At 61.7% G+C, this 18569-nt stretch carries 16 protein-coding genes and 1 pseudogene; 7 read left to right on the top strand and 10 right to left on the bottom strand.

Translation table 11 applies throughout. The features are described 5' to 3' along the window. Positions 1 to 12: 12 nt before the first annotated feature. The 3 genes from J4E58_RS04335 to J4E58_RS04325 all read right to left on the bottom strand — a co-directional run bounded on the left by J4E58_RS04335 (position 13) and on the right by J4E58_RS04325 (position 2221). Complete coding sequence (locus J4E58_RS04335) at positions 13 to 480, bottom strand: GNAT family N-acetyltransferase (RefSeq protein ID WP_087091283.1); 468 nt, start codon at positions 478 to 480, stop codon at positions 13 to 15. 56 nt (positions 481 to 536) lie between these two features. After that, positions 537 to 1349: a class I SAM-dependent methyltransferase gene (locus J4E58_RS04330; RefSeq protein ID WP_172963040.1), complete on the bottom strand. Its 813-nt coding sequence runs from the start codon at positions 1347 to 1349 to the stop codon at positions 537 to 539. A gap of 68 nt (positions 1350 to 1417) precedes the next feature. Next, positions 1418 to 2221 carry a SirB1 family protein gene (locus J4E58_RS04325; RefSeq protein WP_007932379.1) on the bottom strand — a complete coding sequence of 268 codons (804 nt, stop codon included), beginning with the start codon at positions 2219 to 2221 and terminating at the stop codon, positions 1418 to 1420. Between the two features lie 183 nt (positions 2222 to 2404). Here J4E58_RS04325 and J4E58_RS04320 point away from each other — a divergent pair, with 183 nt between their 5' ends. From J4E58_RS04320 to J4E58_RS04305, 4 genes are all read left to right on the top strand, one after another. After that, positions 2405 to 3424, top strand: coding sequence for a Glu/Leu/Phe/Val dehydrogenase dimerization domain-containing protein (locus J4E58_RS04320; protein ID WP_007932382.1), 1020 nt, complete (start codon positions 2405 to 2407; stop codon positions 3422 to 3424). A gap of 99 nt (positions 3425 to 3523) precedes the next feature. Next, positions 3524 to 4618 carry a pyruvate dehydrogenase (acetyl-transferring) E1 component subunit alpha gene (gene pdhA, locus J4E58_RS04315; protein WP_087091285.1) on the top strand — a complete coding sequence of 365 codons (1095 nt, stop codon included), beginning with the start codon at positions 3524 to 3526 and terminating at the stop codon, positions 4616 to 4618. Beyond that, a complete protein-coding gene (locus J4E58_RS04310; protein WP_087091286.1) occupies positions 4611 to 5597 on the top strand; it encodes an alpha-ketoacid dehydrogenase subunit beta in 987 nt (328 codons plus the stop codon). The genes pdhA and J4E58_RS04310 overlap by 8 nt, the downstream gene beginning before the upstream one ends. Before the next feature lie 10 nt (positions 5598 to 5607). Further along, on the top strand, positions 5608 to 6717 hold the full coding sequence (locus J4E58_RS04305; RefSeq protein WP_087091287.1) for a dihydrolipoamide acetyltransferase family protein: 1110 nt from the start codon (positions 5608 to 5610) through the stop codon (positions 6715 to 6717). 155 nt (positions 6718 to 6872) lie between these two features. On the opposite strand, the pseudogene J4E58_RS04300 reads toward J4E58_RS04305, so the two are convergent. Then, positions 6873 to 7130: pseudogene (locus J4E58_RS04300) on the bottom strand (YebG family protein); the annotation flags it as partial. A 365-nt stretch (positions 7131 to 7495) separates the two neighbouring features. On the opposite strand from J4E58_RS04300, the gene J4E58_RS04295 reads away from it, so the two are divergent. Beyond that, a complete protein-coding gene (locus J4E58_RS04295) occupies positions 7496 to 7996 on the top strand; it encodes a phosphate-starvation-inducible protein PsiE (RefSeq protein ID WP_009042237.1) in 501 nt (166 codons plus the stop codon). Here the strand turns inward: J4E58_RS04295 and J4E58_RS04290 are convergent. The 3 genes from J4E58_RS04290 to J4E58_RS04280 form a co-directional block, all read right to left on the bottom strand. Continuing rightward, complete coding sequence (locus J4E58_RS04290) at positions 7993 to 8310, bottom strand: DUF3509 domain-containing protein (RefSeq protein ID WP_007932393.1); 318 nt, start codon at positions 8308 to 8310, stop codon at positions 7993 to 7995. The genes J4E58_RS04295 and J4E58_RS04290 overlap by 4 nt on opposite strands. Before the next feature lie 218 nt (positions 8311 to 8528). Continuing rightward, positions 8529 to 9830: a serine/threonine transporter gene (locus tag J4E58_RS04285; RefSeq protein ID WP_087091288.1), complete on the bottom strand. Its 1302-nt coding sequence runs from the start codon at positions 9828 to 9830 to the stop codon at positions 8529 to 8531. Positions 9831 to 10045: 215 nt separating this feature from the next. Next, the gene (locus J4E58_RS04280; RefSeq protein WP_087091289.1) at positions 10046 to 11422 is read right to left on the bottom strand and encodes an L-serine ammonia-lyase; all 1377 of its coding nucleotides are present in this window, start codon (positions 11420 to 11422) and stop codon (positions 10046 to 10048) included. A 135-nt stretch (positions 11423 to 11557) separates the two neighbouring features. Between J4E58_RS04280 and J4E58_RS04275 the strand changes: the two genes are divergently transcribed. Continuing rightward, positions 11558 to 12505: a LysR substrate-binding domain-containing protein gene (locus tag J4E58_RS04275; RefSeq protein ID WP_009042241.1), complete on the top strand. Its 948-nt coding sequence runs from the start codon at positions 11558 to 11560 to the stop codon at positions 12503 to 12505. Positions 12506 to 12717: 212 nt separating this feature from the next. Beyond that, positions 12718 to 13125, top strand: a complete 408-nt coding sequence (locus tag J4E58_RS04270) for an HPF/RaiA family ribosome-associated protein (RefSeq protein ID WP_007932409.1) — start codon at positions 12718 to 12720, stop codon at positions 13123 to 13125. 239 nt (positions 13126 to 13364) lie between these two features. Here the strand turns inward: J4E58_RS04270 and J4E58_RS04265 are convergent, their stop codons facing one another. The 3 genes from J4E58_RS04265 to fecA all read right to left on the bottom strand — a co-directional run bounded on the left by J4E58_RS04265 (position 13365) and on the right by fecA (position 18394). Further along, positions 13365 to 14705, bottom strand: a complete 1341-nt coding sequence (locus J4E58_RS04265; RefSeq protein WP_087091290.1) for an ABC transporter ATP-binding protein — start codon at positions 14703 to 14705, stop codon at positions 13365 to 13367. Then, complete coding sequence (locus tag J4E58_RS04260; RefSeq protein WP_087091291.1) at positions 14689 to 15438, bottom strand: DUF6875 domain-containing protein; 750 nt, start codon at positions 15436 to 15438, stop codon at positions 14689 to 14691. Before J4E58_RS04260 ends, J4E58_RS04265 begins: the two co-directional genes overlap by 17 nt. 595 nt (positions 15439 to 16033) lie before the next feature. Beyond that, positions 16034 to 18394, bottom strand: a complete 2361-nt coding sequence (gene fecA / locus J4E58_RS04255; RefSeq protein WP_087091292.1) for a TonB-dependent Fe(3+) dicitrate receptor FecA — start codon at positions 18392 to 18394, stop codon at positions 16034 to 16036. Positions 18395 to 18569 lie beyond the last annotated feature (175 nt).

The raw sequence follows: 18569 nt of genomic DNA, 5'->3' as shown, positions 1-18569 counted from the left end.
AGGTGTGCGGGCTCAGCGTGCCAGATGCTTGATCATCGGCACGCAGGCCAGGGTCAGGCCCCGGGGCGAATGGTACTGGGCAACCTGCTCGCCGACGAAGCCGCAGTGGCGATAGAAGTCTGCGGCGTTCAGGGTCGAGTCCAGGATCAGGTGCGGCAGGCCGGCCTGCAGTGCCAGTTGTTCGAGATAGTCCATCATCTGCCGGCCGATCCCGCGGCCCATGTACGCCGGATCGACAAACACCGCATCGACCTGCCCCGACTCCGGATCGAGCATGCCGCTGGCGGCGATCTGGCCGTCGATGACGGCTACGTGCCCGGTCTTCTCCAGGACTTCGATGAAGTAGTCCCCCAGGCTGCCGGCGGTCCAGACCTGCAGGTCGGCGGCGGGGTAATGGCCGCTGCACTGCTGGTTGATGGCTCGGTTGCGAATGACGAAGACGCGTTGCGCGTCGTCGCCATGAGCTTTTCTGATCAGCATGCTGTGCCCATTCCTTGGTGTGAGCCGAGCATCCTGCCAGAGCCCGGACGGGGCTGTCATGCCGCCCTGGCCTGGATCAGCAGCAGCCCCCAGCCGGTCAGCAGCGTGCCGTCCGCCCGCAGTAAGGGTTGTGTGGCCGTGCGCAGTTCGCTCTTCATCAATGCGCGATTGGCGGGTGTCAGGCGATCCAGGTCGTAGGTTTCTGCCAACGAGTCCCAGAGTTCCTCAAAGGTGGGCGTCCACTCAAGGTCCAGTTCCTCGAAGTGCAGCGAGGTGAAGCTGTGGCCCAACAGCGTCCGCCATCCACGCTGTGACTGAGTACGGGGATCCATCAGGGGCAGGGGACGGAGCTGGTCGCGTCGGGCGGCGGCGCGAAAGGCCTGCAAGTAGTGCTGGCCCGGTTCGCCCAACAGAAAGGCCCGGCTGACGATGGCCGAGAGTTGCCCACCCTTGGCCAGGACCCGATGGATCTCCCCAAGCACCTGTTCGATATCGCTCATCAGCATCAGGGCCAGGTGCGATACCACGGCATCGATGCTGCCGGTGGCAATCGACAGGCACTGGGCCCGCTCATTGAGCAGCACACTGCGGTTCGCGAGGCGGGTGCGGGCCGCCTGCAGTTCGGTCGCGCTCATGTCCACGCCGGTCAACCGGACTTCGGGATATTCCCTGGCCAGCAGATCCAGCAGGAAACCGTCGCCGCAGCCCAGGTCCAGCACCCGGGCGCCGGGCTGAGCGGTGGCGAGCGTGGCTGCCAGCATCTCGTAGGATGAACCGCGCCCCGGCAGGCTAAGCCCGGAAAAAGCCGGCGGCGTGGTGCCGGGGCGACGTTGGTGAAAGTCCTGAAGAAAGCGTTCGGCGCTGTTCATGCTGTTCATCCTTGAAGCAAACGGAGAGTTGTCGCCGGGCATTGTGGCATGGGAGGCAGAGCGCCCCATCAGTGCACGATGGTATTGGGTGGCAGGTGCCCCAGGCGTTCGGTCAGGCGCAGGCGCTGGATCGGGTCTTCGCTGAGCAGCAGGGCGTGCTCCAGGTCGAAGCGTTCGGCGTTGGGGCAGTCCAGGTGCTGGTAGAGGCTGGCGCGGGCCAGGTAGTCGGAGGCGCTGCCATTGCCCAGTTCCAGGACCCGCTCGGCATCGATCAGCGCATTGAGGTGGTCGTCGTGGCTCAGGTGCAACTGGCGCAGGTTGCGCGACAGGCGCTGGAGCATTTGCTGCGGGCTGGCGGTGGCCAGGTGCTCGGCGGCCAGCTTGATGTTCGGTCCGTACTGGCGCTCCAGCAGTTCACGGCAGTCGTTGGGGTACAGGCGGCGCCCGCCGCAAGGGTCGAGCAGATGATCGGCACCGGGCACGCGCAATAGAAAGTGCCCGGGGAAGTTGACCCCGACCATGGGGATTTCCAGGCGCCGCGCCAGCTCCAGGGCGATCAGCCCCAGCGCCAGTGGTTGCCCGCGCCGGGTGTGCAGCACCTTGTCCAGCAGCGCCGCCTGCGGGCGCAGCGGCAGGAACTCGTCCTGCTGGAACCCCAGGTCGTTCATGCGCCGCAGCAGCGGCTGGCCCAGTTCGCTGACCGGCAGCAGCGGCAAGCCTGCGCTGACCCGCTGTTGCAGTTCCTTGAAGTCTTGCAGCAACTGCTCGGGCGACACCTCTTTGTCGTGCTCGGCGGCGATCCACAGCGCCGCCTCGAAAAGGGCGGGCGGGGACTGTTGCAGGCAGGCGAAAAAAGCTTGACGCGGGTTCATCGAAATCTCCGGCGAATGCCTCGTTTTAGCCCCGTCGCGGGCGTTCGTCCAGTGCCGCACACATGCCGTAGCAGGTTATTTCCTAAAGCCCGGTAAGGCAGCGGGCTTATTCCCGCGCGCTCCAGCAATTTTCATGCACAAGCCTATACTGGCGACTACAAGAAGTGATTCGGGAGCCCGACGATGTTCGCTCTCATGCAAAGCACTCGCCTTGAATCGCTGCACCTGAGCGTCGACCCGGCCACCGGGTTGAAGGCGGTGATTGCCATTCATAGCAGCCGCCTGGGGCCTGCCTTGGGAGGCTGTCGTTACCTTGCCTACCCCGACGACGAAAGTGCCGTGGTCGATGCCGTGCGCCTGGCCCAGGGCATGAGCTACAAGGCCGCCCTGGCCGGCTTGCCCCACGGTGGCGGCAAGGCGGTAATCATCCGTCCGCCACACGTCGAAAGCCGCGCCGCATTGTTCGAAGCCTTCGGGCGCTGCGTCGAGCAACTCGATGGCCGCTACATCACCGCCATCGACAGCGGCACCTCGGTCGCCGACATGGACTGCATCGCCCAAACCACCCAGCACGTCACCAGCACCACCGCCTCCGGCGATCCGGCACCGCATGCCGCCATGGGGGTGTTCGCCGGCATCCGCGCCACCGCCATGGCGCGCCTGGGCAGCGACAACCTCGAAGGCTTGCGGGTGGCGATCCAGGGCCTTGGCAATGTCGGCTTCGCCCTCGCCGAGCAACTGCATGCCGCGGGCGCCGAACTGCTGGTCAGCGATATCGATTCCGGCAAGGTGCAACTGGCCATGGAGCAACTGGGCGCCCATCCGATCGCCAACGAAGCCTTGCTCAGCACCCCGTGCGACATCCTCGCGCCCTGCGGGCTAGGTGGCGTGCTCAACAGCCACAGCGTGGCGCAACTGCGCTGCTCGGCGGTGGCCGGTTCGGCCAACAACCAGCTGACCAACCTGCAGGTCGCCGACCAGCTGGAAAACCGCGGCATCCTCTACGCGCCGGATTACGTGATCAACGCCGGCGGGCTGATCTACGTTTCGCTCAAGCATCGCGGTGAAGACCTGGCGACCATCACCGCCCACCTGTCGAAGATCAGCCAGCGGCTCACCGAGGTCTTCGCCCATGCCCAGGCTGAAAAGCGCTCCCCGGCGCGGGTGGCCGACGACTTGGCGGAGCGCGTGCTGTACCGCTAGGCGCGAGGGCCTTACCCGGCCATTTCGCCCTGTAGGCCCCGCGCCACAAGCGCGAGGCGCAACAACTGCACGCTGACCCGGCGTGCCAGGAGCCATGTGATGCCGCACAAGGTTGCACTTCCCTATACCCGCTATTTGTCCCCGGACGGCCAGTTGCTCGGCGACCTGCCGGCCTGGGCCGACGACTTCAATCTGCTGACCCGGCTCTACCGGCAGATGCTCTTGACCCGCCTGTTCGACCAGAAAGCCGTGGCCCTGCAACGTACCGGACGCATCGGCACCTATGCGCCGACCCTCGGCCAGGAAGCCATTGGCGTGGCCATCGGCAGCCTGATGCGGCCCGAAGACGTGCTGGTGCCCTATTACCGCGACACCGCCGTGCAATTGATGCGCGGGGTGCGCATGGAAGAGATCCTGCTGTACTGGGGCGGCGATGAGCGCGGCAGTGATTTCGCCGACCCGGCGGTGGCCGAGGATTTCCCGATCTGCGTGCCGATCGCCACCCAGGCCCTGCATGCCTGCGGCGTGGCCAGCGCGTTCAAGATCCGTGGCGAGCACCGGGTGGTGGTGACCACCTGTGGCGACGGCGCCACCAGCAAGGGCGACTTCCTCGAGGCCCTCAACGTGGCGGGCACCTGGCAGTTGCCGGTGGTGTTCGTGGTCAACAACAACCAGTGGGCGATCTCGGTGCCACGGCGTATCCAGTGCGGCGCGCCGACCCTGGCACAGAAGGCCATCGGCGCCGGCTTCCACGGCGAGCAGGTCGATGGCAACGACATGCTCGCGGTGTACGACCGGGTGCAGGCCGCCCTGGAGCGTGCCCGGCATGGCAAGGGACCGGTGCTGCTGGAGTGCCTGAGCTATCGCCTGGGCGACCACACCACCGCCGACGATGCCACGCGCTATCGGGCCGCGGATGAGGTCAAGCAGGCCTGGCTGGAAGAACCGGTCAAGCGCTTGCAACGCTTCATGGTCGGGCAGGGCGTCTGGGACGGAAACCGCGAGCAGGCGCTGATGGTGGAATGCCAGGCGCTGGTGCAGCGTGCTGTGGATAACTTCGAGGCGGCGGGCACCCAGGCCCCCGAGTCGGTACTGGACTACGTCTACGCACAGTGGCCGGCGGCCCTGGCCGAACAGCGCGAGGTGTTCCTCGAACGGCTGGCGCGGCGTGCGGGAGGTGCGGACCATGAGTAACGGCACATTCAGCCTGCTGGAAGCGGTGAACCTGGCGTTGCACCGGGCCATGGCCGAGGACGAGAACGTGATTGTCCTGGGTGAGGACGTTGGCGTGAACGGCGGGGTGTTCCGCGCCACCCTGGGGCTGCGCGACAGTTTCGGCTTCAAGCGGGTGATCGATTCGCCGCTGGCGGAAACCATGCTCGGCGGGCTGGTAGTGGGCATGGCCGCCCAAGGCCTGAAGCCGGTGGTGGAAATCCAGTTCATGGGTTTTATCTACGCGACCATGGAGCACCTGGTGTCCCACGCCAGCCGCATGCGCAACCGCACCCGCGGACGCATCACCTGCCCGATGGTGTTGCGCACGCCCATGGGCGCGGGCATTCGCGCACCGGAGCATCACAGTGAAAGCACCGAAGCGTTGTTCGCCCACATTCCGGGGCTGCGGGTGCTGGTGCCGTCCTCGCCGGCGCGGGCCTACGGCCTGCTGCTGGCGGCCATCGACGACCCCGACCCGGTGCTGTTCCTCGAGCCGACCCGCCTCTACCGCATGAACCCGCAACTGCTGGTGGATGACGGCAAGCGCCTGCCGCTGGACAGTTGTTTCACCCTGCGCGAAGGCAGCGACATCACCCTGGTCAGCTGGGGCGCGAGCATCGTCGAGACCCTGCAGGCCGCCAGCGCGCTGGCCGAGCAGGGCGTGTCGGCGGAGGTGATCGACGTCGCCTGCATCAAGCCGCTGGACCTCGACACTCTGGAAGCCTCGGTGCGCAAGACCGGGCGCTGCGTGATCGTGCACGAGGCGCCACGCACCTGCGGCGTCGGCGCGGAAATCGCCGCCAGCCTTTACGAGCGGGTGTTGCTGGAATTGCAGGCGCCGATCCTGCGGGTCACCGCGCCGGACATTCCACCGCCGCTGTATCGCCTGGAGTCGCTGTACATCCCCGGCGTCGAAGACATTCTTCACGCCTGCGACAGCACCCTGAACTTCGCCTGAGGAGGCTGCGATGAAATATTTCAAACTGCCCGATCTGGGCGAAGGCCTGCAGGAAGCGGAGATTGTCGAATGGCACGTCAGGGCCGGCGATGCGGTCAAGGCCGATCAGTTGCTGGTGTCGGTGGAAACCGCCAAGGCCCTGGTGGACATTCCCGCGCCCTATGACGGTGTGGTGGCGAAAACCTACGGTGCGCCGGGCGACATCCTGCATGTCGGCGAACCCTTGCTCGGCTACGAAGGCGAGGCGGATGCCGGCACCGTGGTCGGCCGCCTCGAAGGTGGCGGGGCCAGTCAGGAAGACCGGTTTTTTGTCGGCGCCGCGCCCTCGACCCGCGAGCATATGGCGGTCCGCGCCACGCCGGCGGTGCGCCAACTGGCCCGGCAGTTGGGCGTGGACGTGAATGCCCTGAGCGGGTCGGCCAAGGATGGGCTGATCAGCCGCGGCGATGTGGAAAGCGCCGCGCAGCAGGCGCGCGAGCGGTTCGGCGGCGACCGACTGCGCGGGGTACGCCGGAGCATGGCGCTGAACATGGCCCGCTCCCATGCCGAGGTGGTGCCGGTGACGATTTACGGCGATGCCGACCTGCACCGCTGGGGCGAGGCCCGCGATCCGCTGATCCGCCTGGCCAAGGCGCTGGCGGCGGCCTGCGCGGTGGAACCGGTGCTCAACAGCGCGTTCGATGGCAAGAGCCTGTCGATCAAGCAGCACCAGCACCTCGACCTGGGCATTGCCGTGGACACCCCCGATGGCCTGTTCGTGCCGGTGCTGCGCAATGTCGGCCAGCGCGACGCGGCGGACCTCAAGGCCGGGGTGACGCGCTTGCGCGCCGACGTGCAGGCACGCTCGATCCCACCCCAGGAGATGATGGGCGCGACCCTGACCCTGTCCAACTTCGGCACCCTGTTCGGCCGTTACGCCAACCCGGTGGTGGTACCGCCGCAAGTGGCGATCCTCGCCGCCGGGGTGATCCGCGACGAGCCGGTGGCCGTGAATGGTGCGGTGGCGGTGCATCCGTTGCTACCGCTGTCCCTGACCTTCGATCATCGGGTGGTTACCGGCGGCGAGGCGGCGCGGTTTTTCAAGGCGCTGGTAGAGGCGCTGGAACAACCTGAGCTTTAGTCTTCCACAGGCATGAAAAAGGCCCTGGGCGCAAACCCAGGGCCTGTTCAATTCGAGCCTGCTTACTTGGCGGCTTTGCTCGCCTTGGCGGGCTTGGCCGGTGCTGCGGGTTCCGCGGCTTCGGGCGCTGCCAGCGGAGCCTCTGGCTCGGCCGCCGCAACCGGCGCGCTGAGCAGTTCGGACAGGGCGTCTGGCTGGCTCTTGAAGGCCTTGGCGAATACATCGCGATTCTTCGCCATGTAGATCCCGGCTTCTTCCACCTGCTGCTCGCTTAGGGACGGCACAGCTTTTTGCAACACTTGCGCCAGCAATTCAGCCAGTTCGAGCATTTTGTCATGACGGTCAGCTTCGGCTTTATCCATGAACAAGCGCTCCAGATCTCGGCTGCTGCGGTATACCACTTCGACGGCCATTCACCACCTCACATGCCTTCACGATAATGGGTATTTGCTACTACTGTATTTATATACAGGCGAGAAGAATAAGCGAATCCTTATGCTTTGAATAGTGGCTTTTTAATCTAGACGGGTTTCCGGGTTTGTCAGCTTTCCCCTGTAGGAGCGAGCTTGCTCGCGATCCGCGCAGCGGCCATTCAGTACCTTGTCTGAACAGACGCTATCGCCAGCATGCTCGCTGCTACAGATTGCCGCCGGCCTGAACGTGCCTTGTCTGCATCAGCCACCATCTCACCCCAGACGCTGGCCTTTTTTCTGCATGCAGAGCAACCGTCACGTCCAACCCGCATCATCCGGTCGAGTCGACCTAAGGAAAAACCATCGTGAAAATCAATTGGGCCGAGAAACTGCGGCAGAACGTCCATCAGCTGGCCGAGTCCCTGGGCAACCTGTTCGTGGAGACCTTTCACTACCTGGCGCTGTTCGCCATCGGCGCGGTGACGGCCTGGGCGGCGGTGATGGAGTTTCTCGGGATGCTCGAAGAAGGTCATATCAAGATCGATGACATTCTCCTGCTGTTCATCTACCTCGAACTGGGCGCCATGGTCGGCATCTACTTCAAGACCAACCATATGCCGGTGCGCTTCCTGATCTACGTGGCGATCACCGCGTTGACCCGCCTGCTGATCTCCAACGTGTCGCACCACAACCCGCCGGACCTGGGGATCATCTACCTGTGCGGCGGTATCCTGCTGCTGGCGTTCTCGATCTTGGTGGTGCGCTACGCCTCGTCGCAGTTCCCCTCGGTGAAGATCGAACACCCGCAACGCAAAGTCGGCGCGGGTTCCAGCGAGCACCCGGAAGTCGAGAAGGGCGAGCTTTAAATCGCCACGCTCAGGGGCGGCCGGCCCTTGGCGGCCGGCAGCGGCAGCTTGAAGCTGTCGCTGTTGGTCATGGCTTCGAGGATGGCCACGGCGCTGTGGCCCTGCTCGATGGCGATGCCGAACTGAATGCTTTGCACCAGGCGCTTGAGCCGCTGCGGATCGTTGCGCTGCTCGGCGCTGATCATGCGTTTGGCCACGACCCGGCCGGCCTTGGAGAGGGTCAGCATGATGCTGCCGTCCAGGCCCTGGATGCTCAGGTTGACCCGGTATTCCGGGGCGAAGGCATCGGTAATCAGCTGAAAGGGGTTGTCCATGTGCGTCACCGCCTGATTGTATCGTGCAGTCATTGACCGGCTGGGATCGGGATTAGTTCGCATTTCCAGACCACTGGCAGGCCGTTCGCTGAGGTTTGATAACGTCCGTATTCCTCGGGTCTTGCAAAGCAAAGGGCATGCCGGGAAAAGCGCCGCCCAATAAACCCGGGGGCGAAAAAAAACGGACCAATAGGTCCGTTTTTCTTTGGCTACCCGTTTCAGGGCATGAACGAATAAATGATCGCTGACAGTGCGATCAGACCGATCAGCACCACGAACAGATTCGACAGCTGGCCCGAATACTGGCGCAGCGATGGCACCCGCCGGATCGCGTACATCGGCATCAGGAACAGCAAGCAGGCGATCACCGGTCCGCCCAGGGTTTCGATCATGCCGAGGATGCTCGGGTTGAAGGTGGCCACGGCCCAGCAGGTCAGGACCATGAACAGCGCGGTGCAACGCTCCAGCCAGCGCGACGACAGGGTCCGGCCGCGGCTGCGCAGGCTTTTCACGATCAGCCCCTGGAAACCTTCGCTGGCGCCGATGTAGTGGCCGAGGAAGGATTTGGTGATCGCCACCAGCGCGATCAGCGGCGCCGCATAGGCGATCACCGGCGTCTGGAAGTGGTTGGCCAGGTACGACAGGATCGAGATGTTCTGCGCCTTGGCCGCGGCCAGGTCGGCCGGCGACAGGGCCAGTACGCAGCTGAAGCAGAAGAACATCACCGTCAGCACCATCATGCCGTGGGCCACGGCGAGGATGCCGCTGCTCTTGCCTTCGGCCTGGGCGCCGTAGTGGCGCTTCTGGTCGACGGCAAAGGCCGAGATGATCGGCGAATGGTTGAACGAGAACACCATCACCGGGATCGCCAGCCACAGGGTCTTGAGGAACAGCGGCATGGACATGCCGTCATTGGCCGAGGCGAAGAAGGCGCCGTTCCAGTTCGGGATCAGGCTGAGGGCCAGTAGCAACAGCGCGGCGACAAAGGGATAGACCAGCACGCTCATGGCCCGCACGATCACGCCCTGGCCACAGCGCACGATGGCCATCAGGCCGAGGATCAGCACCAGCGACAGGATCGCCCGTGGTGGCGGCGTCATGTGCAGCTGGTGCTCCATGAAGCTGCCCAGGGTGTTGGTCAGCGCCACGCTGTACACCAGCAGGATCGGGAAGATGGCGAAGAAGTAGAGCAGGGTGATCAGCTTGCCGGCGCCGATGCCGAAGTGCTCTTCCACCACCTCGGTGATGTCGCCGGAACGCCCGGACAGCACGAAGCGGGTCAGCCCGCGGTGGGCGAAGAAGGTCATCGGGAAGGCCAGCAGCGCCAGCACGATCAGCGGCCAGAAGCCGCCGACCCCGGCGTTGATCGGCAGGAACAGGGTGCCGGCGCCGATGGCGGTGCCGTACAGGCCGAGCATCCAGGTGGTGTCGTGCTTGCTCCAGCCCTGGTTGGCGGTCGTGGTGTCGCGGGCAGTCTCTACGGCAGGGTTTTCGGCAGCGGGTGTTCGTACATCGGTCATCGGTATTGCCTCGTTATTATTTTTGCTCGGGCTCACGTAGTACAGGCGGTCAGGCCGTTTGAGAACGTAGCGAGCGAAGGCAAGACAAGGCAAAAACAGGCGAGGAACGGCCGGGGTCGCGTTCGACTGTAGGGGCCTACATGAGCATTCCGAGCCTGTTTTTAACGCAGTATTGCCGAGCGCAGTCGTTTTCATACGGCCTGGTGGAATGCTCCTCAGCACTCCACCCAGCTCACGGCCAGGCCGCCCCGTGAAGTTTCTTTGTATTTGTCATGCATGTCGGCGCCGGTATCGCGCATGGTGCGGATCACCCGGTCCAGGGAAATGAAGTGTTTACCGTCGCCGCGCAGGGCCATCTGGGTGGCGTTGATCGCTTTCACCGCGGCGATTGCGTTGCGCTCGATGCAGGGCACCTGCACCAGGCCGCCGACCGGGTCGCAGGTCAGGCCGAGGTTATGTTCCAGGCCGATTTCGGCGGCGTTTTCCAGTTGCTCCGGGGTGGCCCCAAGCACCTCGGCCAGGCCCGCGGCGGCCATGGCGCAGGCGGAACCCACCTCGCCCTGGCAGCCGACTTCGGCGCCGGAGATCGAGGCGTTTTTCTTGCAGAGGATGCCCACCGCGGCGGCGCCGAGGAAGAAGTCGACCACGTCGTCGTCCGACGCTTCGGGGTTGAACTTCATGTAGTAATGCAGCACCGCCGGGATGATCCCCGCCGCACCGTTGGTCGGCGCCGTCACCATGCGCCCGCCGGCGGCGTTTTCCTCGTTCACCGCCAGGGCGAACAGGTTGACCCACTCCATGGCCGACAGGGTCGAGCTGATGACGTTGGGCTTGCCGATTTCCAGCAGGTTGCGATGCAGCTTGGCCGCGCGGCGCGGCACATCCAGGCCGCCGGGCAGGGTGCCTTCGTGGCGCAGGCCCTGCTCGACGCATTCGCGCATCACCGCCCAGATGTGCAGCAGGCCGCTGCGGATTTCGGCGTCGCTGCGCCAGGCCCGTTCGTTGGCCATCATCAGTTCCGAGACCCGCAGCTGGTGCCGTTGGCACAGGGCCAGGAGTTCCACCGCGCTGTTGAAGTCGTAGGGCAGTTCGACGCCGTTGGCCGCCGGGGCGCCTTCGGCCACTTCGGCTTCCTCGACGATAAAACCGCCGCCCACCGAGTAGTAGGTCTGCCGCCACAGCAGGCCGTCCGCAGCGAAGGCCGACAGCGACATGGCATTGGGGTGGTAGGGCAGGCTTTCGTCGAGCAGCAACAGGTCGCGGTGCCAGTCGAAGGCGATGCGCGAACGGCCGCCGAGGCTCAGCTCGCCGCTTTCGCGCAGTTGCTGGATGCGTGGGCCGATGCTGCTCGGGTCGATGCTGTCGGGCCATTCGCCCATCAGGCCCATGACGCAGGCGCGGTCGGTGGCATGGCCGACGCCGGTGGCGGACAAGGAGCCGTACAGGCGGATTTCCACCCGCTGCACCTGCTCCTGCAACCCTTGCTCGAACAGCCCCTGGGCGAAGGTCGCGGCGGCGCGCATCGGGCCGACGGTGTGGGAGCTGGATGGGCCGATACCGACTTTGAAGAGATCGAAAACACTGATAGCCATGCTAAAGCCTTACAAGCAATGGAAGAGAAATCGCTGCCATTTTTTGTAGGCCGAGCGTCAGGTCGGCGATACTGCCTAGCTCGGTCAAGACTGACCAACGAATTTTCCTAAGACAGCCTTTAGCAGGACTAAACGATGAGTCGTCAGTTTCATGCCCAGACCTACGTCTGGCTGCATGTGTTTTCCTGTGCCGCGCGGCACTTGTCGTTCACCCGTTGCGCGGAAGAACTGCACATCACCCCGGGGGCGGTCAGCCAGCAGATCCGCCTGCTGGAAGAGCGGCTCGGCTTTCGCCTGTTTCACCGGCGCGCCCGTGGGGTGGAACTGAGCGCCGAGGGGCAGCGGCTGGCGATCACGGTGAACGAGGCCTATGGCAGCATCGACGCCGAATTGCGCCGGCTGGATGCCGGAATGATCAGCGGCACCTTGCGCCTGCGCTCGATCCCGTCGTTTCTCGGCAAATGGCTGACCCCGCGTTTGCCCCGGCTGCAGCAGCGTTTTCCGGACATTCAGCTGCGGCTGGTGGCCGAGGACAGCAGCGTGGCCTTGCACGAAGGCGATTTCGACCTGGCCATCGACCTCAACGACGGCAGCTATCCGGGGTTGTTATCCACAGCCCTGCTGGATGAACAGATCTTTCCGGTCTGTGCCCCGGGCCTGTTGCGCGGGCGACCGCCGTTGCACGGCCCGGCGGACCTGGTGCATTTCCCGTTGCTGCACGACATCACCGCCTGGCGCGGCAGCTATGAGTACGCGGAGTGGGAGTTCTATCTCAATGCCATCGGCTGCGAGGGTGCGGATGTGCGGCGTGGGCACACCTTCAATCGCAATCACCTGACCATCGAGGCGGCGATCGCCGGGATGGGGGTGGCGATTGCCCGGCGTACTCTGCTTAACGACGAACTGGAGCGCGGCACCCTGATCGTGCCGTTCGGCCTCGCGGTGCCCAATCACAAGCGTTATGTGCTGCTGTATGCGCCGGGTGCGCTGAGCCATCCGGGCGTGCGCGCGGTGCACGACTGGTTGGTGGAGGAGGCGGGGATTTTTCGCAGCCAGCACCCTCTGGGAGAGGGGCAGTTGTGAGTGAAAAAGGCCAGGGACAGAGGCGACCCAACTCCCGACATTAACAGCGCTTTTGCTCCTTGTCCGGCTTTATTTGCGAATAGATATTTATCTTTTTTTAGGGGTTGAATTGTTCCGCGCTCTGCCCAACTCTGTAACCAAGAGGCCGCAAAAAGTACGCCCTCAGGGGCACGCGGTTCCTCTCGCGAGCTAGCTGAAATAAGGGAAGAACTATGCAAATCCAGGTCAATAGCGATAACCATATTCAAAGCAGCATCCGACTGGAGGAGTGGGTACGTACTACCATTGAGAGCACGCTCGAACGCTACGAGGAGGACCTGACCCGAGTTGAGGTTCACCTGCGGGACGAGAACGGCGACAAGCCCGGTCCCCACGATTTGCGCTGCCAACTGGAGGCGCGGCCAAAAGGCCATCAACCGATTTCCGTGACCCACAAAGCCGAATCCCTGGAACTGGCCATCGAAGGAGCGGCCACCAAGCTGGAGAATTCCCTGGAACACTTGTTCGGCCGGTTGCGCAACAAGCGCGCCGCGGCAGCGCCAAGCGCCCGCGAAGGCCAGGCCGACGCCTTGCTTGAAGAGGAGTTCTTGGAAAACGAACAGGCCGCGCTCAATAGCTGACGGCTGAGTTACTGTTCAAAAACATGCGCCTGCTGCGCAGCTGATGTTTGTAGGTGCTGGATATCCAATGCAGGCCCTCATTATTGGGGGAGACACATAAAGGCCATCGCTGCGATGGCCTTTTTTTTGTAGTTCAACCCAGGCTCATCCTGCTGTGTTCGCGAAAGGTCGTTGGCTGATCGGGCAAATGCGGATACCTGCGTGGCAAGGGGCTCGACAGTAGGCATTTGGAGTCGATTTCAGATCGCCTCTTGAATATGCCGCACTTCAATAATCAATATTTCCTCGGCTTTCTGACTCAGGATGTTGCCGATTCGTAGCTTGTTCTGGCTGTCCAGATTTGCATCCCACTCATCGAGCAGGATTATCCGGGCCTTTTGATTCAGTACATGAAGGAGCTTTTGAACCTGACTTTCTCCAGTGGAAAGTGGAGCGTCGGTTTCATGAAAACTTACGTGGTTTGGCAGCAAAATGGACTCGGCAAACTCTGATTTGATCAGTTTTAAAAAAGACGACTTTCCAGAACCATTCTTGCCTGACACGAGAAACCTTCCTTTAAGGCTGGCGATTGTGCGAATGTCATCGAGCAATTGATCAATGGGGATGGTCTTTCCATTCACGGTATTGCAAATCGATATATCTTCGCGAACGACTTGTTTGTTGAGGTTCAGTGGCTCCAATGTATCGGTGAAATTCAACAGATTGCTGATTCTTTTGCAAAAGTATACGTACTTGCTGTTATACAAACTCATTGAGTGAACATTTCCGAATACCTGCAGGGACCGCGGTAAAACCGCAACGATCATCCCCCAAGGGACAGACTGGCTCAGAGGCAGTCCTTGCAGGTATATCAGAATTATTGCGACGGCTATACATATCGGCAAGCACGCGGCCAATTGCTCAAGCCTGGTGTAGTACAGGGAGGATTTAAGGAAGTCCGCGATCAATGATCTTGAAGAAGCCTCCGAGTAGCCAATCATGGATGAGTTTGCATTCAGGTAGTAATCCCAAAGCGAACTTGCACGCTTGACTACGTTGAGCCTCTTCTGTTGTATTTCTGTGGCGGAGACACTTATTCTGCTTTTCATGGCCTTTACTAGGAAGTATGAAATCAGAATGGAGCTTGCCATTAGTATGGCGATGTGGGTCCCGAGCACCCAATAAAATACATAGAGGGTGACTATGATATTGCTATACACGGAAGTCATGCCGAAATAGAGATTGACTGTGCCATCCAGCGTTGTCGGTACTTCACTGCCCAGCCAGCTCTGGACATTCTTGCGGTTTGCTTCAGACGAAAGAGGTTGATTGTGGCGAAGATGCTCGTAAACGGAGAAGATGTATTTCTCCCATAAATCAATCTTGAGCTTTGCAGAAATGAACTCTACTGCGGAACTGATCAGGTATCCCAGCAAGGCAAATGAGAAGAAAAGGATTATCCGAGTCTTTAGCAGTTGGTAGTCTTGCAGCGAAAGAGCCGCGCCAGCCATGGCAATATAATAGGTTGATATGCCCAGGGAGACTTGCTGAGAGATGATCAGCACAATGCCTGAAATGAAATACCTATTGGAGGTAAACATGCGCGGCTCCTTTAAGAGCTACAGTGATGCTGCCGATGATGATAGAGAGCAATGCCAGTCGGAAAAGGCAATCCAAAACTATTTTTATGCTGTATTGCTTGATGATCTTCCTTGAAACAGAGGCCTGGCGCATTTCGTACGCTGAAGATTTGTCGCTTTCGAAGCGACGAACATATGATTTAAGAAACTTCAGTCGGGTAAAAATGCTGTAATGCTTAGGTTCAAGAAAAACTAAGTCCCCCGCGGTAATTTCTCGCATCACAAGAGTTGGGGTGGGTGTTCTCAGAGGGAAAAAGTCAGGGCTGTGAAGGCTTTTTGCATTGCTGTCTTTGTAGAGGGCACCAAGCATTAAAAAGGACTCTACACATTTTACTTTGTTATTTACATGAATTCGTAACAAGGCCTCCAGGTCGAAGTCGTCGGGAAGCAGGATGATCAAGGCACGACCAAGCTTACTATCACTCCGCTTGCTTTCCATGAATCTGATGCATTGTTCTATGAAGGCGGACCAGTCGTGATGGTCATGAAAGTCGGCAAAGCTGAAATACAGCGTTTCGTTTTTAAGAGCGCCAGCGATAAATGGACAGACAGCGCCATTTCGATGCGGGTGTCTGGCTATCAAGAATTGAGTAACATAAGGCAGTGTCAGTTTGTAGGCTTTTGCTGCGAAGCCAGGGACGCTATCTTCATCAAAGTCGGTAATAGAGTAGAAGTTTGAACTCATATTGATCATGCTCGCTTTCAACCAATTATCAGAACCTCTTTGCAAGCAAAGAGGTTCTCCACTGTCAAACGATCATGTTTACCACTTCCACCCTTCGCAGCCGCCGGCTGCGAGAGACTGACTGCAAATGGAGGTTTTAGATATGATTCTCATCAGGATATTTTTCTTCCTGGGTTTGAACTCGATATCTGCACCTCGGTTAGAAAAGGCAACAGAGGTTGGGGACGTAAAGTCGTTTTGCATAGCAAGCTCCAATTGAGGTTGTCCGTGAGATCGATACTCCTGAAAAGGATGGCATCACGTGACTGACTACTGCCTTCAATTCATCGTCATTGTTGTGTGCAACCAACATCGGATTTTTATAGGTTTGATTTGTTATATGGTTATTTCTGAATGACAGGGTGCAAGTTATCAGCGGCTGATTTTTGACGCCGTTGTAATTGATTACTGATCTTTTGGCTTGAACGCCTTGATAAACATGTCGAGCGGAATGATTTGCTGTTCTGTAGGAGCCAGGCTTGCCGGCGATGAAGGCGGCGCGGTGTGTCAGGCCGGACGCTATCGCGAGCAAGCTTCGCTCCTACTGCCAGGCGGTGGCCGTGGATCAGAACGCCACGGAGGTCTGTACGTACAGGGTCCGCGGTTCGCCCACGTACTTGCCTTTGTTGTTGTCGTCGAACGAGCGGGTGAAGTACTGGTGGTTGAAGATGTTCTTCACCCCGACCGCCACGCTCAGGTCCGACAGTTGCGGGCCGAAGTCGTAGGCGGCGCGGCTGCTGAACAGCATGTAGCCGGGAATCCGCCCGGTGCTGCCGTCGGCGCTTTCGGCCCAGGTGTTGGCATTGTCGGCGAACTGGCTGCTCTGGTAGCTGCTGTCGAAGTTCAGCTTCCACGGGCCCTCGGTATAGCCGATGCCGAGGGTGCCCTTGTGCTTGGACGAGAACGGCACGCGGTTGCCCTTGTTCGGCCCGTCCTCACGGATGGTGGCGTCGACGTAGGCGTAGGTGGCGTACAGATCGAAACCGGCCAGCGCCGGGCTCAGGCCGTCCAGTGCGTAATTGACGCTGGTCTCGATGCCCTGGTGGCGGGTTTCGCCACGGGCGATCACCGAGTCGTTGGTCTGGTTGCTGTCGTACTGGTTGTCGAAGTTGATCAGGAACGCGCCGATCTCCGCCCGCAGGGCGCCGTCGTCATAGCGGGTGCCCAGTTCCCAGGTGCGGGCCTTCTCCGGTTTCACTTCGCCGCTGCTCACGCGGTTGGGCATCTGGCTGTACTGCACGCTGCCGAACGAACCTTCGGTGTTGGCGTAGAGGTTCCAGCTGTCGGTCAGGTGGTACATCACGTTCAGCGCCGGCAGCGCGGTGTTGTAGTCGCCCTTGTATTTGACGTTGGTCAGGTTGTTGGTCTGCTGGGACTCGATCATCTCGTAGCGGATGCCCGGGGTGAGGGTCCACTTGCCGATGTCGATGCGGTCGTCGACGAAGAATGCATTGGCCTCGGTGCCGCCGCGGGTATCGCGGTCGTTGCGGCTGCTGGTGCTGGGCAGTTGCTGGTTGGCGCTGATCGGCGTGCGGTAGCGCAACTCGTGGCCGGCCTCGTTGACGTAGCGGTAGCCGATGCCCAGCTCATGGCTGGTCGGCCCCAGGTCGAAGCCTTGGGCGAAGCGGGTTTCGACGCCGCGCACCCAGTATTCGCGCGGCGACAGCGACAGGAAGCTGCCCTGGTCCAGGTAGCCGCTGCGCAGGGTCTTGGTGAAGAAACTGTTGACGGTGAATTCGCGACGATCTTCCTGGTAGCGATAACCGAAGTTGATCAGCGTGCGGCGGCCCCAGAACTTGTCGTACGGGCGGGTCGACTGATAGGGATCGGCCTTGTAGTCGGCGACGTTCAGGCCGCCGGGCATGTCGGCCTCGCCCTCGTAGTACTGGGCCATGGCGTTGAAGCTGTTGGCGTCGTCGAGTTGGTAGTGGCCCTTGAGGATCAGGTCGTCGATTTGCGTGTCGCTGTGTTCGCGCCAGTCACCGCCACGGGTGCCGGAGTACAGCAGGGCACCGCCCAAGCCGTTGTCGGCGGTGCCGCCGGCCAGCAGGTTGCCGGTGGTCTTGAAACCGTCGTGGCTGGAGGACGGGCTGGTCTCGGTCTGAAAGCCGCCCTTGACCGTGGGTGCATCGGGGATGGCGCGGGTCACGAAGTTGACGATGCCGCCGACGTTCTGCGGCCCGTAACGCACCGCGCCACCGCCACGCACCACATCCACCGCGTCCATGTTGCCCATGCTGACCGGGGCGAAGGACAGCTGCGGCTGGCCATAGGGCGCGAAGGGCACCGGAATGCCGTCCATCAGTACCGTGGAGCGCGAGGCCAGGCGCGGGTTGAGCCCGCGAATGCCGAAGTTCAGCGCCATGTCGTGGCTGCCGGTGCCGTTGTTTTCCGGGGCGTTGACCCCGGGGATGCGGTTGAGCACGTCGCGGGCCTGGGTCGCGCCCTGGCGTTCGAATTCTTCGCGGCGGATCACGTCCCGCGCACCCGGGTGTTCGAAGACGTTGCTCTGCGCCGCGTCGCCCAGCCAGTCGCCGACCACGCTGGAGGCGCCCAGCTCCAGGGCCGCCGGTGCGCCCTCGGCGCTCACCGGTTGCAGGCTGAAGGCATTGTTGCCTTCGGCGCGGGCTTGCAGGCCGGTGCCCTTGAGCAGGGCATTCAGACCTTCTTCGGTGGTGTAGCTGCCTTCCAGGCCCTGGCTCTGCACGCCGCTGGTGACCTGGGAGCCGAAGGAAATCAGCACCCCGGCTTCACGGCCGAACTGGTTCAGGGCGTTTTCCAGCGACGCTGCCGCGATGTGGTAATCGCGCGTCGGGCCGTCGGCGGCGATGGCCAGCGGCAGGGCGGAAAAGCTCAGGCTGGCGCCCAGCAGCAACTGGCGCAGGGTACGGGCAAGGGGCGTAAGGTGAGTGGGGTGCTGGGGCATGGACATCGATCCTGAGAAGGTTGCAGTCAAGGGGGCTTTCCTTCTCTGTCACGCGAGTGCTGGAAAACGGCTCACACAAAATGAAAATAATTCGCACGTCGGAAAAAACATTGAATCGGCGCTGATTTGTAGCCGCTGCCGAAGGCTGCGATCGGCCCCGAAGGGGACGTGCTCT

The sequence above is a fragment of the Pseudomonas sp. FW305-25 genome (genome assembly GCF_017351415.1).
Lineage (GTDB): Bacteria > Pseudomonadota > Gammaproteobacteria > Pseudomonadales > Pseudomonadaceae > Aquipseudomonas > Aquipseudomonas chlororaphis.
Note: the sequence above shows the minus strand (reverse complement) of the source record. Positions and strands in the feature narration are given on the sequence as shown.

Bases quoted from the DNA above. Each gene is read 5' to 3' on its own strand.
- J4E58_RS04265 (WP_087091290.1), bottom strand. From the start codon at position 14,705: ATGTTTACCTCCAATAGGTATTTCATTTCAGGCATTGTGCTGATCATC.
- J4E58_RS04330 (WP_172963040.1), bottom strand. From the start codon at position 1,349: ATGAACAGCGCCGAACGCTTTCTTCAGGACTTTCACCAACGTCGCCCC.
- J4E58_RS04285 (WP_087091288.1), bottom strand. From the start codon at position 9,830: ATGACCGATGTACGAACACCCGCTGCCGAAAACCCTGCCGTAGAGACT.
- J4E58_RS04275 (WP_009042241.1), top strand. From the start codon at position 11,558: ATGAGTCGTCAGTTTCATGCCCAGACCTACGTCTGGCTGCATGTGTTT.
- J4E58_RS04320 (WP_007932382.1), top strand. From the start codon at position 2,405: ATGTTCGCTCTCATGCAAAGCACTCGCCTTGAATCGCTGCACCTGAGC.
- J4E58_RS04260 (WP_087091291.1), bottom strand. From the start codon at position 15,438: ATGATCAATATGAGTTCAAACTTCTACTCTATTACCGACTTTGATGAA.
- J4E58_RS04335 (WP_087091283.1), bottom strand. From the start codon at position 480: ATGCTGATCAGAAAAGCTCATGGCGACGACGCGCAACGCGTCTTCGTC.
- pdhA (WP_087091285.1), top strand. From the start codon at position 3,524: ATGCCGCACAAGGTTGCACTTCCCTATACCCGCTATTTGTCCCCGGAC.
- J4E58_RS04325 (WP_007932379.1), bottom strand. From the start codon at position 2,221: ATGAACCCGCGTCAAGCTTTTTTCGCCTGCCTGCAACAGTCCCCGCCC.
- J4E58_RS04310 (WP_087091286.1), top strand. From the start codon at position 4,611: ATGAGTAACGGCACATTCAGCCTGCTGGAAGCGGTGAACCTGGCGTTG.
- J4E58_RS04290 (WP_007932393.1), bottom strand. From the start codon at position 8,310: ATGGACAACCCCTTTCAGCTGATTACCGATGCCTTCGCCCCGGAATAC.
- J4E58_RS04270 (WP_007932409.1), top strand. From the start codon at position 12,718: ATGCAAATCCAGGTCAATAGCGATAACCATATTCAAAGCAGCATCCGA.
- fecA (WP_087091292.1), bottom strand. From the start codon at position 18,394: ATGCCCCAGCACCCCACTCACCTTACGCCCCTTGCCCGTACCCTGCGC.
- J4E58_RS04305 (WP_087091287.1), top strand. From the start codon at position 5,608: ATGAAATATTTCAAACTGCCCGATCTGGGCGAAGGCCTGCAGGAAGCG.
- J4E58_RS04280 (WP_087091289.1), bottom strand. From the start codon at position 11,422: ATGGCTATCAGTGTTTTCGATCTCTTCAAAGTCGGTATCGGCCCATCC.